The following is a 19085-nucleotide window of genomic DNA, read 5'->3' on the forward strand; positions in this document are numbered from 1 at the left end:
GTTCGACGTGCGCAAACCGCCCCCGGCGTGACACGTGACACTAGAGCCGCCCGCGCTCGGCGCGACCAGGCTGCCCGCCTACCATCGTCTCGTGCGCGATGTCGAGCCCGCCCCTGCTGCTCCCCTTCCCCGCCTGACCCGGCTGCTGGAGCGGGTGCCGGCGACCCGGCGGCTGCTCGACGCCGACGCGACCCTGCGCCGCCGCCTCGCGCTGACCGGCCTGCTGGCCAACATCGGCATCGTGGTCACCGGCGGGGCGGTGCGCCTGACCGGCTCCGGCCTCGGCTGCCCCACCTGGCCCAAGTGCACCGAGGACTCGTACGTCACCACCCCGGCGATGGGCTTCAACGGCGTCGTCGAGTTCGGCAACCGGCTGCTCACCTTCGTGCTCGGCGCCGTCGCGATCGCGCTCGTGCTGGCCGCCTGGCGGCACCCCCGGCTGCGGGCGCTGTCGGTGGCGCTGGCCGTGGGCATCCCCGGGCAGGGCGTGGTGGGCGGGATCACCGTGCTCACCGACCTCAACCCGTACGTCGTCGGCCTGCACTTCCTGCTCTCCGCCGCGATGATCGCCTTCTCGTACGCACTGTGGCAGCGCACCCTGCACCGGCCGGAGCCGGTGCCCGGCGCGGTCCGGCTGCGCGGGCTGACCTGGGCGCTGACCGCCGCCTCGGCCGCCGTGGTGGTGATCGGCGTGGTGGTCACCGGCAGCGGCCCGCACGCCGGCGACGACAAGGCCCGCCGCACCGGCCTGAACCCCGAGCTGATCTCGCAGCTGCACGTGGACGCGGTCTTCCTGATGCTCGGCCTGGCCGTGGCCTGCTGGTTCGCCGCCCGCGCCGTGACCTCGCCCGCGATGGCCCGCGCGAGCGCGATCCTGCTCGCCGTGTCGCTTGCCCAGGGCCTGATCGGGTTCGTGCAGTACTTCACCCACCTGCCCGCCGTGCTGGTCGGCTTCCACATGGCCGGCGCCTGCGCGGTGTGGGTCGCCACCCTCGCCGTGGTGTGGGCGACCGGCTTCGACGCCCCCGGAGCCGCTGGGAGCGCGCCCAGCGTGACCAGCCCCGAAACAGACCGGATATTGGTCACCGTCCGGTAACCGTCGGATTCCGATCCGGGCGTCAACCGGTCGCACATATGCCTCACCGGCCGCCCGGCGGAGCGATGATGACAGGGTGCCGACCTCTCTGCGCCGCGCGCCGCAGGCGCACCCCGACGACTCGCTGCCCGGCGTGGTGACCCGGGCCTTCACCACCACCGGCGACCTGGACTACTGGGCCAGCGTCCGGCACGCCGAGCACGCCGCCCAGGTCGCCGAGGAGCTGGCCACGCTCGTGCGCACCGGCCGCGCCGCCATCGCCCGCGAGCCGCTCGCGCAGGCGGTGGAGCTGCTGCTGGACACCCTCGACCACGCCGACGACGCCTCGGGCGCCCTGGACAACCTGCTCGGCCGCCTGCTGGCCACGCACGCCGAAGCCTGCCGCCAGTCCCCGCCCGACCCCGTGGAGCTGGCCGACTGGCTGGTCACCGTCCAGTTCGACACCGGCCGCTGGTGCCCCGTCGACATCTGGGCGTACGGCCCCGCCCTCGGCAGCACGGGCCTGGACCACTACCGGGGCGTGGTGCGCCGCCGCTGGGCCGCCGACCCCGGCGACCTGAGCGCCCGCGACGCCGTCGAACGCCTGGCCCGCTGGGAACGCGACACCGCCACCCTCATCGAGGTCATCGGCGGCGACCTCAAACACCCCGCCCAGTACGGCCGCCTCGCCCGCGCCCTCGCCGACATCGGCGAACCCGACCTCGCCCGCCACTGGGCCGAACGCGGCCTCGCCGCCCACCCCGAAGACCCCCCCGGCGCCGGCCTCCGCGACTTCCTCGCCCGCACCCCGTAACCCACCCCACCCCCGACCCCGCCCCGCCCCGAGCCGCGCCCCGCCGCGCCCCGCCCCGCCGCGCCCCGCCCCGCCGCGCCGCGCCGATCTTGCGCGAACTGTGGGTGCGACACGCCCATTCCGGGCAAATCCGCAACAGTTCGCGCAAGATCGTCGTGATCTTGGCACGGCACCGAGGGGAGATCGCTGTTTCCGGTCGGAATGTGCAGCGTGACTCCACTTTCCGACCGGAAGAGCTGATCATGCCCCCGCCCGCGGCGGTCCACGCGTTCCGGCTGCGGTACCCGGTTACAGGAGCGAGGTGAGGGCGGCGGCGAGGCGGTCGGCGGCGCCTTCGTCGTGGAGCATGAACACCGACGGCTCGGTCAGCTCCAGCTCCACGAGCAGCGGATTGCCGCGCTCGTCGGGGATCAGGTCGACGCGGGCGTACGCCAGCCCGGCCGGCAGGGTCGCCGCGACGGCCTCGCCCACGGCGCGCTCGGCGGCGGTCGGCACCCGCGGGCTGATCTCCTCGGGCTTGTACAGCGTGTCCATGCCCTCGTCGGGGCCGGTCAGCATGGCGCCCTTGCGGATGGCGTGGCTGTACGCCAGCCGGCCCGTCGCCGGGTCGGCGAAGAAGAGCAGGGCGGTCTCGCCGTACACGTCCACGCCGGTCAGGCACGGCTGCACCATGACGACCCGGCCCGCCTCGTGCAGCCGGCGCACGTGCGCGACGGCCAGCGCGGCGTCGGCGGGGCCGTAGCGGCCGGTGTCGCGGCTGCCCGCGCTGACGGCGGGCTTGACCACGTACTCGCCGGCGGGCGGCGTGAAGGCGTCGCCGGGCGCGAGGAAGGTGGTCGGGGTGACCGGCAGGCCGGCGGCGGCCAGCTCGGCGAGGTAGCGCTTGTCGGTGTTCCAGGCCACGGTCTCCGCCGAGTTCACCAGGCGGGGCACGCCGCGGGCCCAGGCGAGGAACTCGTCGCGGCGCTGGGCGTAGTCCCAGGTCGACCGCAGGGCCACCAGGTCGTACGCGGCCCAGTCGACGGCCGGGTCGTCCCACACGGCGGGCTCGGCGTCGACGCCGAGGGCGGCCAGGGCGGGCAGCACCAGCTGGTCGTCGGGTTCGAGCAGCGGGATCTCGGCACAGGTGACTATCGCGACGCGCGGGCAGTCCACGGATGCGGTATCGGAAACCAGGGCGACCCGGGCAGCTGCCCGGGTCGCGTGGTCAAGGGGTGTGCTCACAAGATCCGAATATAACCGGAGAGGTGAAAGAACCTCAGCGTGCCATCGTCCGCTTGGACATGGACCGCCACAGGTCGTTCGTAGGACGCATCAGCTCGATGAGCTCCCGCTCCCACTCGTTCTCCACGGTGACGCCGGCCCGCTCACAGGCGGCCCGGGCGATGTCGGTACTGGCGGCGAACTGGTCACCCCAGGCTCCGTCAGTGCCCACCAGCACGATACGTGCACCGCGCCGACCGACGTACTCGATGACTCCCTTGGCTCCCCCGTGCGCGCTCACGAACTCACGCAGGCCCGCCACGAGCGTGGCGGTGGGGTGCTCGATCGTCATCGTCGTATCTGAACCATCTGCCATGCCAAGCACCATAAGCAGAACGGACGTCCGGCGGAGGTATTGTGAGCACCTTTTGTGATTCCTGTTACGGGACTGCAACCCGGTAATCAAAGATCAGGTGTCCGAGTTCGCCCGGAAATATCACTGTCAATGCGTCGCAGAACGGACAGACGTCAGTCAGCTGGCTGACACTCCGCGAGCAAACCGGGCGTGTCCGGCCCAAACGGTAAAGAACCGCTCAGATGAACACGTCCACCGCGGCGGCCACGAACACGATCGTGAGGTACGCCGTGGACCAGTGGAACAGCCGCATCGGCTTGACCGGCTCGCCCTTCACCGTGCGGCTGTACAGGCCGTGCGCCTCCAGGATGAAGAAGCCGCCGCAGATGAGCGCGGGCAGGCCGTACACCGACGACATGCCCAGCGGCCACACCGCCAGCGACGTCGCCACCGTGAGCCAGGAGTAGACCACGGACTCGATCGCGACCCGGCGCGGGGTGGCGGTCACCGTGAGCATGGGGATGCCGGCGCGGGCGTAGTCGTCCTTGAACCGGATGGCCAGCGCGTAGAAGTGCGGCATCTGCCAGAAGAAGACGACGCCGAACAGCAGCCAGGCCGCCGGGGCCAGCGAGCCGGTGACGGCCGCCCAGCCGATCAGCACCGGCATCGCCCCGCACACGCCGCCCCAGAAGGTGTTGTGCGGAGTGGTGCGCTTGAGCCAGGCGGTGTAGATCACGTCGTAGTAGACGATCGCCGCCACCGTCAGCGCCGTGGCCAGCCAGTTCGTGAACAGCGCCATCAGCACCGTGGAGGCGACCGCCAGGGACAGGCCGAAGAACAGCGCCGAGCGCGGCGCCACCTTCTGCGTGACCAGGGGGCGGCGCGAGGTGCGGCCCATCAGCGGGTCGATGTCGCGGTCGATGTAGCAGTTGATCGCGTTGGCGGCGCCCGCCGCGAACGAGCCGCCGACCAGCACCACCAGCATCAGCCACAGCGACGGCAGGCCCTCGGCGGCCAGCATCATCGCGGGGACGGTCGTGATGAGCAGCAGCTCGACGATGCGCGGCTTGGTCAGCGAGACGTACGCCCCCACCGTCGCCCAGCGCGCACGGCGCTGCTGCGCCTGCGCGGCACGGGCGATGACGCCCGGCTGGACGGGGATCGTGGCGATCAGGGGGGACGAAAGATCTGCGGTGGCCGCCTCAGGCGACTCTGCGGCGAGCGTGCTCACCCGCTACACAGTACGGCAACGCTGGTCAAGCCCTGCGGGCGCGCCACCACGCGCGGAATGGACGGGTTCGCACATGTGCCGTGCAGGGTATGAGTAGGGTCAACACCGACGCAGGGCGACACCGTGGCCGCCCGCGCGACGATGCTTTGTACCTGCCGGAGCCCCAGGGCGTGGCGCACCAGACCACGGCCTGGCGGAGTTCGGACGAGCCCGCTAGGAGAAGCACAGCTGTGACCGAGCAGTTGATCTGGTCTGACATCGACCGCCGCGCGGTGGACACCGCCCGGGTCCTGGCCATGGACGCCGTCGAGAAGGCCGGCAACGGCCACCCGGGCACCGCGATGAGCCTCGCCCCCCTCGCCTACCTCCTCTTCCAGCGGGCCATGCGGCTGGACCCGAACGACCCCGACTGGACGGGCCGCGACCGCTTCGTGCTGTCCGCCGGGCACTCCAGCCTCACCCTCTACGTCCAGCTCTTCCTCGCCGGCTACGGCCTGGAGCTGTCGGACCTGCAGTCGCTGCGCCAGTGGGGCTCGCTGACCCCCGGCCACCCGGAGCACGGGCACACCCGCGGCGTGGAGACCACCACCGGCCCACTGGGCCAGGGCCTGGGCAACGCGGTCGGCATGGCCATGGCCGCCCGCCGCGAGCGCGGCCTGTTCGACCCGGACGCCGCCCCGGGCACCAGCCCGTTCGACCACCACATCTACGCGATCTGCTCGGACGGCGACATCGAGGAGGGCGTGACCCACGAGGTCTCCTCGATCGCGGGCCACCAGAAGCTCGACAACCTGATCGTCTTCTACGACGACAACGAGATCTCGATCGAGGACGACACCCGCATCGCGAAGTCCGAGGACGTCTGCAAGCGCTACGAGGCGTACGGCTGGCACGTCGAGCGGGTCGACTGGACCGGCGGCGACACCGGCTACCACGAGGACGTGCCCGCGCTGTGGGCGGCGATCCAGCGCGCCAAGGCGGTCACCGACAAGCCCAGCTTCATCGCGCTGCGCACCATCATCGGCTGGCCCGCGCCGACCAAGCAGAACACCGGCAAGATCCACGGCTCGGCGGTCGGCCCGAACGAGGCCGCCGCGGTCAAGGAGGTGCTCGGCTTCGACCCGGGCGTCGCGTTCCCGGTCGAGGACGAGGTGATCGCGCACACCCGCGCCATCCGCGAGCGCGGCCGCGTGCTGCACGAGCAGTGGAAGGAGTCCTTCCAGGACTGGGCCAGGGCCAACCCGGAGCGGCTGGCGCTGTTCGAGCGGATGAGCACCCGCACCCTGCCGCAGGGCTGGGAGGAGAAGCTGCCGAGCTTCCCCGCCGACGCCAAGGGCATCGCCACCCGCGCCGCGTCCGGCCAGGTGCTGACCGCACTGGCGCCGGTGCTGCCGGAGCTGTGGGGCGGCTCGGCCGACCTCGCCGAGAGCAACAACACCACCATGAAGGGCGAGCCGTCGTTCGTCCCGGCCGAGTTCGCCACCAAGGAGTTCCCCGGCGACGAGTACGGCCGCACGCTGCACTTCGGCATCCGCGAGCACGGCATGGGCTCGATCATGAACGGCATCGCGCTGCACGGCGGCACCCGCGTCTACGGCGGCACGTTCCTGGTCTTCAGCGACTACATGCGCCCGCCGGTGCGGCTGGCCGCGCTGATGAAGCTGCCGGTGACCTACGTCTGGACGCACGACTCGATCGGCCTCGGCGAGGACGGCCCGACCCACCAGCCGGTGGAGCAGCTGACCGCGCTGCGCGCCATCCCGGGCCTGGACGTGGTGCGCCCGGCCGACGCCAACGAGACCGCGCACGCCTGGCGGATGGCGCTGGAGCACAGCGACCGGCCGACCGCGCTGGCGCTGACCCGCCAGAACGTGCCCACGCTCGACCCGGCCAAGACGACCGCGGAGGGCTTCGCGCGCGGCGGATACGTCCTGGAGGAGGCCTCGACCGGCACCCCCGAGGTGATCCTGATCGCCACCGGTTCCGAGGTGTCGGTCGCCCTGGCCGCCCGCGAGCTGCTGGAGGACGAGGACACGCCCACCCGGGTCGTGTCGATGCCGTGCCAGGAGTGGTTCCGCGCGCAGGACGCCGGCTACCGCGAGTCGGTGCTGCCGGCCGGGGTCAAGGCCCGCGTCAGCGTCGAGGCCGGGATCGCGATGTCCTGGCGTGACCTGGTCGGCGACGCCGGCGAGTCGGTGAGCCTGGAGCACTACGGCGCCTCGGCGCCCGCGGCCACCCTGTTCGAGAAGTTCGGATTCACCCCGGAGGCGGTCGCCGAGGCGGCCCGCCGCTCCCTTTCCAAGGTAGGCGAGTGACACATGACTGATCCACTGGGCGAGCTCTCCGCCGCGGGCGTGGCGGTATGGCTCGACGACATCTCCCGGGAGCGGCTGACCGAGGGCGGCTCCCACACGGCGCTGACGAAGCTGCGTGACGAGTCGCACGTGGTCGGCGTGACCAGCAACCCGACGATCTTCGCCGGGGCGCTGGGCGGCAGCGACGACTACGACGTGCAGCTGCACGACCTGAAGGTGCGCGGCGTCTCGGTCGACGAGGCGGTGCGCATGCTCACCACGTACGACATCCGCTGGGCGTGCGACGTGATGCGCCCGGTCTTCGACGCCAGCGACGGCGTGGACGGCCGGGTGTCCATCGAGGTCGACCCGCGGCTGGCCGACCAGACCGAGCCGACCATCGCCGAGGCCAGGCAGCTGTGGTGGCTGGTCGACCGGCCCAACCTGTTCATCAAGATCCCGGCCACCCTGGCCGGCCTGCCCGCGATCACCGCGGCGCTGGCCGAGGGCATCAGCGTCAACGTCACGCTGATCTTCTCGCTGGAGCGCTACCGCGCGGTGATGGACGCCTGGCTGACCGGCCTGGAGCAGGCCAAGGCCAACGGGCACGACCTGTCGAAGATCGAGTCGGTGGCGTCGTTCTTCGTGTCGCGCTTCGACACCGAGATCGACAAGCGGCTGGAGAAGATCGGCGCCCCGGACGCGCTGGCGCTGCGCGGGCAGGCCGCCGTGGCCAACGCCCGCCTGGCGTACGGCGCGCACCTGGAGGTCGTGAACGGCCAGCGCTGGGCCGCGCTCAAGGCCGCCGGAGCCCGCCCGCAGCGGCCGCTGTGGGCCTCCACCGGCACCAAGAACGAGGCGTACCCGGACACGCTCTACGTCGAGCAGCTCATCGCGCCGAACACGGTCAACACCATGCCGGAGAAGACCATGAAGGCCTTCGCCGACCACGGCAAGGTGCCCGGCGACACCGTCACCGGCGGCCTGCAGTCGGCCCAGATGACCCTCGACGCGCTGCGCGAGGTCGGCGTCGACTACGACGACGTCGTCGAGTTCCTGGAGCGCGACGGCGTGGCGAAGTTCGACGCCAGCTGGAAAGAGCTGCTCGAGGGCGTACAGCAGAAACTGGAGCAGGCGTGAGCGAGCAGCGCGAGCGAACCATGTCGTCGTGCCGTCACGCCGCCGACGAGCGCAGCGAGGAGAAGGCGTGACGGAGGAGATGTCTGTGGGCGGGGGGCTGACCGTACGGGTCTCCCCCGAGGTCGCCGCCGCGGCGGAGCCGGTGCTCGCCGAGCTGCTGACCGACGGCGTGCCGGCCAGGCTGGCCGCCAAGGACCCGACGCTGTGGGGTCCGGCCGCCGAGTCCGAGGCGGCGATCCGGCTGGGCTGGGTGGACACCTTCCAGCGCAGCCGGGCGCTGCTGCCGCAGCTTGCCGAGCTGCACGAGGAGCTGGGCGACCTGGACCACGTGGTGCTGGCCGGCATGGGCGGCTCCTCGCTGGCCCCTGAGGTGATCTCGCTCACCGTCGGCAAGCGGCTGACGGTGCTGGACACCACCGACCCCGGCCAGGTGGCCGCGGCGCTGCGCGACCGGCTGGACCGCACCGTGGTGGTGGTGTCCAGCAAGTCCGGCGGCACCATCGAGACCGACAGCCACCGCCGGGCGTACTGGCAGGCCTTCCTCGACGCCGGGCTGGCCCCGGCCGAGGCGGGACGCCGGTTCGTCATCGTCACCGACCCCGGCTCGCCGCTGGAGGCGACCGCCCGCGAGATGGGCGCGTTCGTCATCCTGGCCGACTCCGACGTGGGCGGGCGCTACTCGGCGCTGACCGCGTTCGGCCTGGTCCCGACGGCGCTGGCCGGGGTGGACGTGGCCGAGCTGCTGGACCAGGCCGAGGAGTTCGCGGCGACGCTGACCGCCGACGTCGACAACCCGGCGTTCCTGCTGGGCGCGGCGATGGGCGCGGCAGCCCGCAACGGCCGCGACAAGATCGCGCTGGTGGACGACGGCAGCGGCATCACCGGCCTGGGCGACTGGGCCGAGCAGCTCATTGCCGAGTCCACCGGCAAGGAGGGCAGGGGCATCCTGCCGGTCGTGGTGGAGACCCCCGTCAGCGCCGGGGCGACCGGCCCGGACGTGCTCACCGCCACGGTCGGCGGCGCGCTCGGCGTGGGCGCGGTGCCCGGCAGCGGGGTCGTCCCGCACGTCTCGGTCAACGGGGCGCTGGGCGCGCAGTTCCTGTGCTGGGAGGCGGCGACCGCGGTGGCCGGGCGGGTGCTCGGCATCGACCCGTTCGACCAGCCCAACGTGACCGAGTCCAAGCAGAACACCGCGAAGATCCTGGACGGCGGCCTGCCGGTGGCGGAGCCGTCGTTCACCGAGGGCGACGTGGTCGGGTACGGCGACGCGGCCTCGCTGGAGGATGCGCTGCGCGGCCTGGTGGCGGCGGCCGGCGAGCACGGCTACCTCGCGATCATGGCGTACCTGGACCGGTTCGCCGACGCCGACACCGCCAAGCTGCGCGAGCTGCTGGCGGCGGCGAGCGGCCGCCCGGTCACCTTCGGCTGGGGCCCGCGCTTCCTGCACTCGACCGGCCAGTACCACAAGGGCGGCCCGCAGGTCGGCGCGTTCCTGCAGATCACCGGCGAGGCGGCCGAGGATCTGCCGGTGCCCGGCAAGCCGTACACCTTCGGGCAGCTGCAGGCGGCACAGGCCGGCGGCGACCGGCAGGCGCTGGCCGGGCGCGCGCGCCCGCTGCTGCACCTGCACCTGACCGACCGTGCCAAGGGCATCGCCCAGCTGCTGGAAGCGGCCGCGCGCCTGGCGCCCGACGAGGAAGGTGACGTCACGTGACCGTGTCGTCCGACCCGCAGCGGACCAACCCGCTGCGGGACCCCCAGGACCGCCGCCTGCCGCGGATCCCGGAGCCATGCGCGCTCGTCATCTTCGGGGTCACCGGTGACCTCGCCCGCAAGAAGCTCATCCCGGCGGTGTACGACCTGGCCAACCGGGGCCTGCTGCCGCCCGGCTTCGTCATCGCCGGGTTCGCCCGGCGCGACTGGGGCGACGGCGACTTCGAGAGCGTGGCCCGCACCGCGGCCATGGAGCACGCGCGCACCCCGTGGCGCGAGGAGGTCTGGGCCCGGCTGGCCGGCAACATCCGGTTCGTGGGCGGCGCGTTCGACGACGACGCCGCCTTCGACCGGCTGTCGCAGTGCCTGAACGAGCTGCGCGACACCCACGGCATCCAGGGCAACGCCGCGTTCTACCTGTCCATCCCGCCGGCGGCGTTCCCGACCGTGCTCAAGCAGCTGGAGCGGACCGGCATGGCGGACAACGCCAAGTCCGGCGGCTGGCGGCGGGTCGTGGTGGAGAAGCCGTTCGGCGAGGACCTGGCCTCGGCCAAGGCCCTCAACGACCTCGTCGACGACGTGGTCACCGCCGAGGACGTCTTCCGCATCGACCACTACCTGGGCAAGGAGACGGTCCAGAACATCCTGGCGCTGCGCTTCGCCAACTCGCTGTTCGAGCCCCTGTGGAACTCCAAGTACGTCGACTCGGTGCAGATCACCATGGCCGAGGACGTCGGCATCGGCACCCGGGCCGGCTTCTACGACGCCACCGGCGCGGCCCGCGACGTGCTGCAGAACCACCTGATGCAGCTGCTCGCGCTGGTCGCCATGGAGGAGCCCACCACGTTCGACGCGTCGGAGATCCGCGCCGAGAAGCTCAAGGTGCTGCGGGCCACCGTGCCGCCGAAGGACGTGGCGGCCGAGACCGTGCGCGGGCAGTACCTCAAAGGCTGGGTGGCCGGCGCCCGGGTGCCCGGCTACCTGGAGGAGGCCGACGTCCCCGCGGACTCCACCACCGAGACGTACGCGGCGGTGCGGCTGACCATCCAGAACCGCCGCTGGGCGGGCGTGCCGTTCTACATCCGCGCGGGCAAGCGCTTGCCGCGCCGGGTGACCGAGGTCGCGGTGCTCTTCAAGAAGGCACCGCACCTGCCCTTCTACCCGGAGGACGTGGAGCTGCTAGGCAACAACCAGCTGGTGATCCGGGTGCAGCCGGACGAGGGCGTGATGCTCAAGTTCGGCTCGAAGGTGCCCGGCACCCAGATGGAGCTGCGCGACATCACCATGGACTTCGCGTACGGCGAGGCCTTCACCGAGTCCAGCCCGGAGGCGTACGAGCGGCTCATCCTCGACGTGCTGCTCGGCGACCGGACGCTGTTCCCGGACGCGGCCGAGGTCGAGGAGGGCTGGCGCATCATCGACCCGCTGGAGGACGCCTGGACGGGCACCAAGCCCGCCACCTACCGGGCGGGCGAGTGGGGTCCGCGCGAGGCCGACGAGATGCTGGCCCGCGAGGGCCGCTCCTGGCGGCGGGCATGAGCGCGCCGAAGACTCTCTGCGGAAGTGGGACGGAATGCTAGCCCTGTGGGACACCACCGGTAACGAGGTGGTGCGCAAGCTCGCCTCGGAGCGGCGCAACGCGGGCGGCGTCGCCAGCGGTCTCGCGCTCAACCTGGTCGTCATCGTGGACGAGGGCCGGGTCCGGCAGGTCGAGGACGCGGCCACCATCGCCGCCGCGTCGCACCCCTGCCGCCTGCTCGTGGTCAGCCGCGGCCCGGTGGCCGGGGTGGACGCGGCGACGGCGAACGCCAAGGACCGGCTCGACGCCGAGATCGTGGTCGGCGGCCGGCTCGGCCCGTGCGAGGCGGTCATCATGCGCATGCACGGCCGGCTCGCGCTGCACAGCGAGTCGGTGGTCATGCCGCTGCTGGCCCCGGACGTCCCGGTGGTCACCTGGTGGCACGGCTGCCCGCCGGAGCACATCGCGTACGACCCGCTGGGCGTGGTCGCCGAGCGCCGGGTCACCGACATCGCGCAGTGCCCCGACCCCGCCGCGGCGCTGCGGCAGCGCGCGGTGGACTACGCCCCCGGCGACACCGACCTGTCCTGGACCCGCCTGACCGGCTGGCGCTCGCTGATCGCGGGCGCGTTCGACACCGCCGACTCCGGCGCGGTCGCGGCGAAGGTGTACGCCTCCCCCGCCGACCCGCTGGGCGCCCTGCTGCGCGGCTGGATCATCGCGCGCACGGGCATCCCGGTGGAGCAGGCCGACTCGCCCCAGGGCACGCTGTCGGGCGTCGAGTTCCGGCTGGCCGACGGCGGCAGCCTGAGCCTGCACGCCACCGGGGACGGGATGGCGCTGCTGCGCAAGAGCGGCTCCACCCACGACCAGGTGCTGCCGCTGGTCGAGCGGCGCCTCGGCGAGGTGCTGGCCGAGGAGCTGCAGCGGCTCGACGCCGACCAGCCGTACGCCGCGGCCCTGGCCGCCGCGACCGGCTCGGCCGGGCTGGGCGAGCGCGTGGGCGTGCGTACCCACATCTGGCAGGACCCGGCGTGGGAGATGGCCGCCGCATGAGCGAGTCGTCTGTCGTCGTGCACGCGGATTCGCGGCTGCTGGCCGAGGCGGTGGCGGCGCGGCTGATCGTGCGGCTGCTCGACGCCCAGGCCGAGCGCGGCTCCGCCGACATCGTGCTGACCGGCGGCCGGGTCGCGGCCGCCGTGTACCGGGCGGTGCTGGCCAACCCGGCCCGGGACGCGGTCGACTGGTCCCGGGTCGACCTGTGGTGGGGCGACGAGCGGTTCCTGCCCGCCGGCGACCCGGACCGCAACGAGACGCAGGCGCGCGAGGCCCTGCTGGACGCGCTGCCGCTCGATCCGGCCCGGGTGCACCCGATGCCACCCTCGGACGGGCCCGACGGCGCAGATCCCGAGCTGGCCGCCGCCCGCTACGCGGCGGAGCTGGCCCGGTCCGCGCCCGGCTCGGCCGCGCTGCCGCACTTCGACGTGCTGCTGCTCGGGGTGGGTGAGGACGGGCACGTGGCGTCGGTGTTCCCCGAGCATCCGGTGGCGTACGAGACGCGCCCGGTCAGCGCGGTGCGGGGCAGCCCGAAGCCGCCGCCGGTCCGGACCACGCTCACCCTCCCGGCGATCAACACCGCCGAGGAGGTGTGGCTGATCGCGGCCGGCCCGGACAAGGCGGGCGCGGTGGGCATGGCGCTGTCGGGGGCGGGGCCGGTGCAGCTGCCCGCGGCCGGGGCGCGCGGCGTCTCGCGCACCGTCTGGCTGCTGGACCGGGCCGCGGCGGCGCAGGTGCCGCTGAGCTCGCGCGCGCTGCGCTGACCTGTCAGAACGTCAAAGCTCGGCCCGTGCTGTGGGAACAGCACGGGCCGAGCTTTTGATGTTCGAGGAACCGGGGCCCGTCAGCTGACGTTGCCGGCGGCCATCTCGAGCTTCAGCCAGAGGCCGAGTCCGACAATGCAGGCGAACCAGACGATACCCACCAGGACGGTGTAGCGGTCGAGGTTCTTCTCCGCCACCGACGATCCGGCCAGGCTCGACGAGACGCCGCCGCCGAACATGCTGGACAGGCCGCCGCCCTTGCCCCGGTGCAGCAGGACCAGCAGCGTCAGCAGACCGCTGGTGATGATCAGCAACACGATCAACGTGTAGGCGAAGCCGATCGGCATGAGCAGATGTCCTTAGGTTCGGTGGCCGCTCGCGCGGCCGCGGGTGTCGGTCAACAATAGCGGGCGACTCGACCGGCTAGGAGCCCGAGGAGGTCACATCCACCGGAATCGAGGGATCCTTGAGCCCCAGCGAGGCCAGATCCGGCGCTCCGAACTGCGAGTGGATGAACGCCCCGGCGACGTTGGAGCCGTACATCCGGATCGAGTTCGGGTAGAGCACCGGGATCGTGACGGCCATCTCGGAGAGCTTGCTGTCCAGCTCGCCCCAGAGCTTGTACTGCCGCCCCGCGTTCGGCTCGGCCATCGCGTCGGCGATCGCCTTGTTGATCTCGGCATCGACCAGGAACGAGTAGTTCGACCCGCTCTGCTCGCCCGTCGGCTTGACCAGCGCGCCGTCGAACAGCGGCGGGATGACCGCCGAGCCGTTGGCCCAGTCCGGGATCCAGCCCGCGTACACCAGGTGGTTGCCGTGGCCGACGTCGGCGATCCGGCCCCAGTACTCGCCCGCGGGGTAGCGCTTGAGGTTGACCTTCACGCCGATGCGGACGTACGCGTCGACCATGGTCTTGACGTACCGGGCGATCGTGTCGTTGTCGGGCAGCGCCACGGAGATGGTCTCGGGGCAGGTCACGCCCTCGGCCTTCGCCTTGTCGATCAGGGCGAGCGCCTTGTCCTCGTTGCCGTCGCCGTCGAGCAGCGTGTCGTAGTGGTCGAACTTGGCGTGCGCGGCCAGACCCGGCGGGATCATCGAGGTCGCCAGGTCACCGATGATCGAACCGCCCATGGCCTGGCGGTACTTGCGCTTGTTGAACGCGTACGCCAGCGCCTTGCGGCAGTCCAGGTTCTTGATCAGCGTGGTGTTGATGGCGAAGTAGCGCACCGCGCCGGACGGGCCGGTGGCCACCCGCTGCGACAGCTTCGGGTCGTTGATCACCTGCTGCAGGAAGTTCGGCGCCACGTTGGTCTGCAGCATCAGGGTGTTGCGGTCGGCGCCCTGGTCCTGGATCAGCGCGTTGGTCACGGCCGGGTCGTTCGCGTTCACCTGGAACACGATCTTGTCCGGGTGCGCCTTGCGCACCGCGTCCAGGGTGCCCGACCAGTGCTCGTTGCGGACCAGCGTGAAGGTGTTGTCGTCCTTCTTGCGCGGCTCCACCCGGTACGGCCCGTTGGACAGCGGACGCAGGTCGTAGGCGTCCTTGTCACCGTCGGCACCGGGCTTGGCCGGGGAGAAGATCGGCAGCGCCACCGTGTAGTTGAAGTCGCCCGCGGGCTGCTTCAGCCGGAACTTGATGGTGTACGCGTCCTCGCAGCTGACCGACTCCAGCTCCTTGCCGCTGTACGGGCCCTCGTAGTGCGGGGTGTTGTCGGCCAGCATCAGCTCGGCGTAGGGCAGGCCCGAGTCGAACAGGGCGGCGAAGTTGCGCTCCACGCCGTACTTGAGCTGCTGGCAGTTGACGGCCGCGCCGTCCTCCCACTTCACGCCCTCGCGCAGCTTGAACTCCCAGACCGTGTTGTTCTCGGTCGGGCGGCCGAGGTCGGTGGCGAGGTCGGGCACCAGCTCACTGCTGGCCGCGCCGGGCTCGGCCTTGTACGTCGTCAGCGTGCGCGACAGCAGGCGGCTGATGTTGGCGTCCATCGCGGCCGCGATGCGCTGCGGGTCGAGGTGCTCCGGCAGCCCGGGCAGCACGACGCGCAGGGTGCCGCCGGACGAGACGGTGTCGTTCGCGTCGGCCGCCGAGTCGCAGGCCGAGGCGGCACCGAGCGCCAGGACCGCCACCGCGGCCGCGGTCAGCCGGCGCAGGCGACGAACGTGCGCAGTCGCCTGGCGCGCCACGTGGGTGGCGGCGCGCCTCGACGAGCCACGTTCATTGAGCGAGGGGTTCGGCATCGTCGTCCTCCCAGCGGGCGTGGGGGTGGCCCGCCAAGGATCTCAAGGGGTGGTCTGGGGGGTGGGCCGGTGCAACATCAAAGTCGCCCCGTCTCGCGCACACTCTAGGCACTCCCACGGCCGCCGCGGCAGCCGGGAGCCGGATCGCAACAAAGCGGGACTGCGGGCATCCGAGAGATCACTAAGCGTGTCCGGACCGTTATGCCGAAAGCTCCGCCCGCGCTGCCGGAGCAGTGCGGGCGGAGCTTCGGGTGCGGCCTGCGCCGCGGTGTCTACCTGCTCAGACGCCGAGGCGGCAGAGCCGGGTGAACTCTTCGGCGTCCAGGCTGGCGCCGCCCACGAGGGCGCCGTCCACATCGGGCTGCGCCATGATCGCGGCCACGTTGCCCGCCTTCACCGAACCGCCGTAGAGGATGCGCGCGGCCTGCGCGACGTCCTCGCCCTGGGTCTTGGCCAGCTGCCCGCGGATCGCGCCGATGACCTCCTGGGCGTCCTCGGGCGTGGCGGTCTTGCCGGTGCCGATCGCCCAGACCGGCTCGTACGCCACCACGACCTTGCCGACCTCGGCCGCCGACAGCCCGGCCAGCCCGCCGTCGAGCTGCGCGAGCGTGTACTCGACGTGCTCGCCCTTCTCGCGGATGTCCAGGCCCTCGCCCACGCACAGGATCGGCGTGATGTCGTTGGCCAGCGCCGCCTTCACCTTCGCGTTGACCAGCGCGTCGCTCTCGGCGTGGTACTGCCGGCGCTCGGAGTGGCCGACCGTCACGAACGAGCAGCCCAGCTTCGCCAGCATGCTGCCTGCGATCTCACCGGTGTACGCGCCGGAGGCGTGCGCGGACAGGTCCTGCGCGCCGTACTTGATGAGCAGCCGGTCGCCGTCCACCAGCGTCTGCACGCTGCGGATGTCGGTGAACGGCGGGAGCACCGCCACCTCGACGGCCTCGAGCTGCTTCTCGGTCAGGCTGAACGCCAGCTTCTGCACGAGCGCGATGGCCTCGAGGTGGTTGAGGTTCATCTTCCAGTTGCCGGCCATCAGCGGCCGGCGCTTGACCTCTGCCATCACTTCTCCAGGGCTTCGAGACCGGGCAGCTTCTTGCCCTCGAGGTACTCCAGGGAGGCGCCGCCGCCCGTGGAGATGTGACCGAACGCGGCGTCGTCGAGGCCGAGCGCGCGCACCGCCGCGGCGGAGTCGCCGCCGCCGACCACGGTGAAGCCGTCCACCTTGGTGATGGCCTCGGCCACGCCCCGGGTGCCGCCCGCGAACGGGGCCAGCTCGAACACGCCCATCGGGCCGTTCCAGAACACCGTCTTCGCGCCGCCGAGCGCGTCGGCGAACAGCGCCACCGACTCCGGGCCGATGTCCAGGCCGAGCCAGTCGGCCGGGATCGCCGTCGCGGCGACGGTGTCGGTCTGCGCGTCGGCGGCGAACTTGTCGGCCACCACCACGTCGGTGGGCAGCACGATCCGGTCGCCGGCCCGCGCGAGCAGGTCACGGCAGGTGTCGAGCATCTCCTCCTGCAGCAGCGAGGCGCCCACCTCGTGGCCCTGGGCCTTGAGGAAGGTGAAGCACATGCCGCCGCCGATGAGCAGCTTGTCGGCCTTGCCGAGCAGGGCCTCGATCACCGCGAGCTTGTCGGAGACCTTCGAGCCGCCCAGCACCACGACGTACGGCGTGGCGGGGGACTCGGTGAGGCGCTTGAGCACCTCGACCTCGCGCAGCACCAGGCCGCCCGCGTAGTGCGGCAGCCGGGCGGGCACGTCGTAGACGCTGGCGTGCTTGCGGTGCACCGCGCCGAACGCGTCGTCGACGTACACGTCCGCGAACGCGGCGAGCTGGTCGGCGAACGCGCCGCGCACGGCGTCGTCCTTGCTGGTCTCGCCCGCGTTGAAGCGCAGGTTCTCCAGCAGCACCACGTCGCCGCCGGTCAGCGCCGCGACGGCGCGCTGCGCCGACTCGCCCACGGTGTCGGCCGCGAACGTCACCGCCGAGCCGAGCAGCTCGGCGAAGCGGGTGGCCACCGGGGCCAGCGTGAACTTCGGGTCGGGCGCGCCCTTCGGGCGGCCCAGGTGCGACATGACGATCACCGAGGCGCCCGCGTCGCGCAGCGCCGTGATGGTCGGCAGCACCGCCCGGATCCGGCCGTCGTCGGCGATCGTCCCGGGGCTGTCCTTGACGAAGGGCACGTTCAGGTCGGCGCGCACCAGCACGCGCCGACCCGAGACGCCCTCGGCGAGCAGTTCGTCGAGGCTGCGCATTACAGCGAGGCACCCACGAGCTTGGTGAGGTCCACCAGGCGGTTCGAGTAGCCCCACTCATTGTCGTACCAGCCGACGACCTTCACCTGGTTGCCGATGACCTTGGTCAGGCCGGCGTCGAAGATGCAGGAGGCCGGGTCGGTCACGATGTCCGAGGACACGATCTCGTCCTCGGTGTACACCAGGATGCCCTTGAGCGGGCCCTCGGCCGCGGCCTTGATCGCGGCGTTGACCTCCTCGACCGACGTCTCGCGGGCGGCGGTGAAGGTCAGGTCGGTGGCCGAGCCGGTCGGGATCGGCACGCGCAGCGCGAAGCCGTCCAGCTTGCCCTTGAGCTCCGGCAGCACCAGGCCGATCGCCTTGGCGGCGCCGGTCGAGGTCGGCACGATGTTCAGGGCCGCGGCGCGGGCGCGACGCAGGTCCTTGTGCGGGCCGTCCTGCAGGTTCTGGTCCTGGGTGTACGCGTGGATCGTGGTCATCAGACCCTTCTCGATCCCGATCGCGTCGTTGAGGACCTTCGCCATGGGGGCGAGGCAGTTCGTGGTGCAGGAGGCGTTCGAGATGATCGTGTGCTTGGCGGCGTCGTACTTGTCGCCGTTCACGCCGAGCACGACGGTGATGTCCTCACCCTTGGCCGGAGCCGAGATGATGACCTTCTTCGCGCCGTTGTCCGCGTGCACCTTCGCCTTGGACGCGTCGGTGAACAGACCCGTCGACTCGATCACGATGTCGGCGCCCAGGTCACCCCACGGCAGCTTGCCCGGGTCCCGCTCGGCGAACGCCTTGAACGACTTGCCGTTGACCGTCAGCTCGGTCTCGGTCGCCTTCACCTCGTAGGGCAGGCGGCCCAGGATCGAGTCGTACTTGAGCAGGTGCGCCAGGGTCGCGTTGTCGGTCAGGTCGTTCACGGCCACCAGCTCGATGTCCGCGCCGGACGCCAGCAGCGCCCGGTAGAAGTTACGCCCGATACGGCCGAAGCCGTTGATGCCAACCCGGATGGTCACAGGTCCCATCTCCTCGCCATGTGCGCCGACTGGCGGCTTTTACGCCAAGTGCGGCGGCCGATAGGTCACTCGCCCGGTCACGCCGCCAGCCCACCTGGCAACGGCATCGCGGCCGAGCCGCCGGCAGCGTCGCCGTACGGTTCCGACCCTAGCTGAGCTGTGACGGACATCCCCGCCGGGGTCTTTGTTTCACGCCCGTGTCCCCTGTCACACGAGACGGCAACGATCGCAGGCGTCAAGATCGCGTCGATCTTGCGCGAACTGTTGCCCTTTTGCCCGATGGGGGCGTGTCGTACCCACAGTCCGCGCAAGATCGACGCGATCTTGACGCCTGCGATCGTTGCCGTCTCGTGTGACCGAGCCGCTGGACGCGGTGTTCGCCGCACGCTCGCGCATCGGCAGCTGGCTGGAGGACGTGCCCGAGGC

At 71.8% G+C, this 19085-nt stretch carries 17 protein-coding genes; 8 read left to right on the forward strand and 9 right to left on the reverse strand.

The window, feature by feature from the left end:
* The first annotated feature begins 172 nt into the window (after positions 1-172).
* Together AB0J67_RS20070 and AB0J67_RS20075 are read left to right on the forward strand one after the other, a co-directional pair.
* The gene (locus AB0J67_RS20070; protein WP_363484694.1) at positions 173-1096 is read left to right on the forward strand and encodes a COX15/CtaA family protein; all 924 of its coding nucleotides are present in this window, start codon (positions 173-175) and stop codon (positions 1094-1096) included.
* A gap of 76 nt (positions 1097-1172) precedes the next feature.
* Positions 1173-1889, forward strand: a complete 717-nt coding sequence (locus tag AB0J67_RS20075; protein WP_363484649.1) for a hypothetical protein — start codon at positions 1173-1175, stop codon at positions 1887-1889.
* A 288-nt stretch (positions 1890-2177) separates the two neighbouring features.
* Here the strand turns inward: AB0J67_RS20075 and AB0J67_RS20080 are convergent, their stop codons facing one another.
* The 3 genes from AB0J67_RS20080 to AB0J67_RS20090 all read right to left on the reverse strand — a co-directional run bounded on the left by AB0J67_RS20080 (position 2178) and on the right by AB0J67_RS20090 (position 4588).
* Positions 2178-3044, reverse strand: a complete 867-nt coding sequence (locus tag AB0J67_RS20080) for a hypothetical protein (protein WP_363484652.1) — start codon at positions 3042-3044, stop codon at positions 2178-2180.
* Positions 3045-3147: 103 nt separating this feature from the next.
* A complete protein-coding gene (locus AB0J67_RS20085; protein ID WP_363484655.1) occupies positions 3148-3468 on the reverse strand; it encodes a hypothetical protein in 321 nt (106 codons plus the stop codon).
* 217 nt (positions 3469-3685) lie between these two features.
* On the reverse strand, positions 3686-4588 hold the full coding sequence (locus tag AB0J67_RS20090; RefSeq protein WP_363484697.1) for a heme o synthase: 903 nt from the start codon (positions 4586-4588) through the stop codon (positions 3686-3688).
* Between the two features lie 320 nt (positions 4589-4908).
* Between AB0J67_RS20090 and tkt the strand changes: the two genes are divergently transcribed.
* The 6 genes from tkt (at position 4909) to pgl (ending at position 13164) form a co-directional block, all read left to right on the forward strand.
* Positions 4909-6993 carry a transketolase gene (tkt, locus tag AB0J67_RS20095; protein ID WP_363484658.1) on the forward strand — a complete coding sequence of 695 codons (2085 nt, stop codon included), beginning with the start codon at positions 4909-4911 and terminating at the stop codon, positions 6991-6993.
* 3 nt (positions 6994-6996) lie between these two features.
* Positions 6997-8112 carry a transaldolase gene (gene tal / locus AB0J67_RS20100; RefSeq protein ID WP_363484661.1) on the forward strand — a complete coding sequence of 372 codons (1116 nt, stop codon included), beginning with the start codon at positions 6997-6999 and terminating at the stop codon, positions 8110-8112.
* Positions 8113-8191: 79 nt separating this feature from the next.
* On the forward strand, positions 8192-9826 hold the full coding sequence (locus AB0J67_RS20105; RefSeq protein ID WP_363484700.1) for a glucose-6-phosphate isomerase: 1635 nt from the start codon (positions 8192-8194) through the stop codon (positions 9824-9826).
* 2 nt (positions 9827-9828) lie between these two features.
* Positions 9829-11364: a glucose-6-phosphate dehydrogenase gene (zwf, locus tag AB0J67_RS20110; protein WP_363484703.1), complete on the forward strand. Its 1536-nt coding sequence runs from the start codon at positions 9829-9831 to the stop codon at positions 11362-11364.
* A gap of 34 nt (positions 11365-11398) precedes the next feature.
* On the forward strand, positions 11399-12400 hold the full coding sequence (locus AB0J67_RS20115) for a glucose-6-phosphate dehydrogenase assembly protein OpcA (protein ID WP_363484664.1): 1002 nt from the start codon (positions 11399-11401) through the stop codon (positions 12398-12400).
* The gene (gene pgl, locus AB0J67_RS20120; RefSeq protein WP_363484667.1) at positions 12397-13164 is read left to right on the forward strand and encodes a 6-phosphogluconolactonase; all 768 of its coding nucleotides are present in this window, start codon (positions 12397-12399) and stop codon (positions 13162-13164) included. The genes AB0J67_RS20115 and pgl overlap by 4 nt, the downstream gene beginning before the upstream one ends.
* A gap of 80 nt (positions 13165-13244) precedes the next feature.
* Here pgl and secG read toward each other — a convergent pair whose 3' ends face one another.
* The 6 genes from secG to AB0J67_RS20150 form a co-directional block, all read right to left on the reverse strand.
* Complete coding sequence (secG, locus tag AB0J67_RS20125; RefSeq protein WP_363484670.1) at positions 13245-13511, reverse strand: preprotein translocase subunit SecG; 267 nt, start codon at positions 13509-13511, stop codon at positions 13245-13247.
* A 76-nt stretch (positions 13512-13587) separates the two neighbouring features.
* The gene (locus tag AB0J67_RS20130) at positions 13588-15399 is read right to left on the reverse strand and encodes an ABC transporter substrate-binding protein (protein ID WP_363484673.1); all 1812 of its coding nucleotides are present in this window, start codon (positions 15397-15399) and stop codon (positions 13588-13590) included.
* Positions 15400-15679: 280 nt separating this feature from the next.
* Complete coding sequence (gene tpiA, locus AB0J67_RS20135) at positions 15680-16459, reverse strand: triose-phosphate isomerase (RefSeq protein ID WP_363484676.1); 780 nt, start codon at positions 16457-16459, stop codon at positions 15680-15682.
* On the reverse strand, positions 16459-17655 hold the full coding sequence (locus tag AB0J67_RS20140; protein WP_363484679.1) for a phosphoglycerate kinase: 1197 nt from the start codon (positions 17653-17655) through the stop codon (positions 16459-16461). The genes tpiA and AB0J67_RS20140 overlap by 1 nt, the downstream gene beginning before the upstream one ends.
* Complete coding sequence (gap, locus tag AB0J67_RS20145; protein WP_363484682.1) at positions 17655-18659, reverse strand: type I glyceraldehyde-3-phosphate dehydrogenase; 1005 nt, start codon at positions 18657-18659, stop codon at positions 17655-17657. The genes AB0J67_RS20140 and gap overlap by 1 nt, the downstream gene beginning before the upstream one ends.
* Before the next feature lie 207 nt (positions 18660-18866).
* On the reverse strand, positions 18867-19085 hold a 219-nt coding region (locus AB0J67_RS20150), incomplete at its 5' end, for a hypothetical protein (protein ID WP_363484685.1).

Origin of the sequence: Catellatospora sp. NPDC049609 (genome assembly GCF_040675365.1) — a bacterium.
Taxonomy (GTDB): Bacteria; Actinomycetota; Actinomycetes; order Mycobacteriales; family Micromonosporaceae; genus Catellatospora.

Coding starts and splice junctions, on each gene's coding strand:
- AB0J67_RS20085 (WP_363484655.1), bottom strand. CDS start 3,468: ATGGCAGATGGTTCAGATACGACGATGACGATCGAGCACCCCACCGCC.
- tal (WP_363484661.1), top strand. CDS start 6,997: ATGACTGATCCACTGGGCGAGCTCTCCGCCGCGGGCGTGGCGGTATGG.
- AB0J67_RS20105 (WP_363484700.1), top strand. CDS start 8,192: ATGTCTGTGGGCGGGGGGCTGACCGTACGGGTCTCCCCCGAGGTCGCC.
- AB0J67_RS20115 (WP_363484664.1), top strand. CDS start 11,399: ATGCTAGCCCTGTGGGACACCACCGGTAACGAGGTGGTGCGCAAGCTC.
- pgl (WP_363484667.1), top strand. CDS start 12,397: ATGAGCGAGTCGTCTGTCGTCGTGCACGCGGATTCGCGGCTGCTGGCC.
- secG (WP_363484670.1), bottom strand. CDS start 13,511: ATGCCGATCGGCTTCGCCTACACGTTGATCGTGTTGCTGATCATCACC.
- AB0J67_RS20130 (WP_363484673.1), bottom strand. CDS start 15,399: ATGCCGAACCCCTCGCTCAATGAACGTGGCTCGTCGAGGCGCGCCGCC.
- tpiA (WP_363484676.1), bottom strand. CDS start 16,459: ATGGCAGAGGTCAAGCGCCGGCCGCTGATGGCCGGCAACTGGAAGATG.
- AB0J67_RS20140 (WP_363484679.1), bottom strand. CDS start 17,655: ATGCGCAGCCTCGACGAACTGCTCGCCGAGGGCGTCTCGGGTCGGCGC.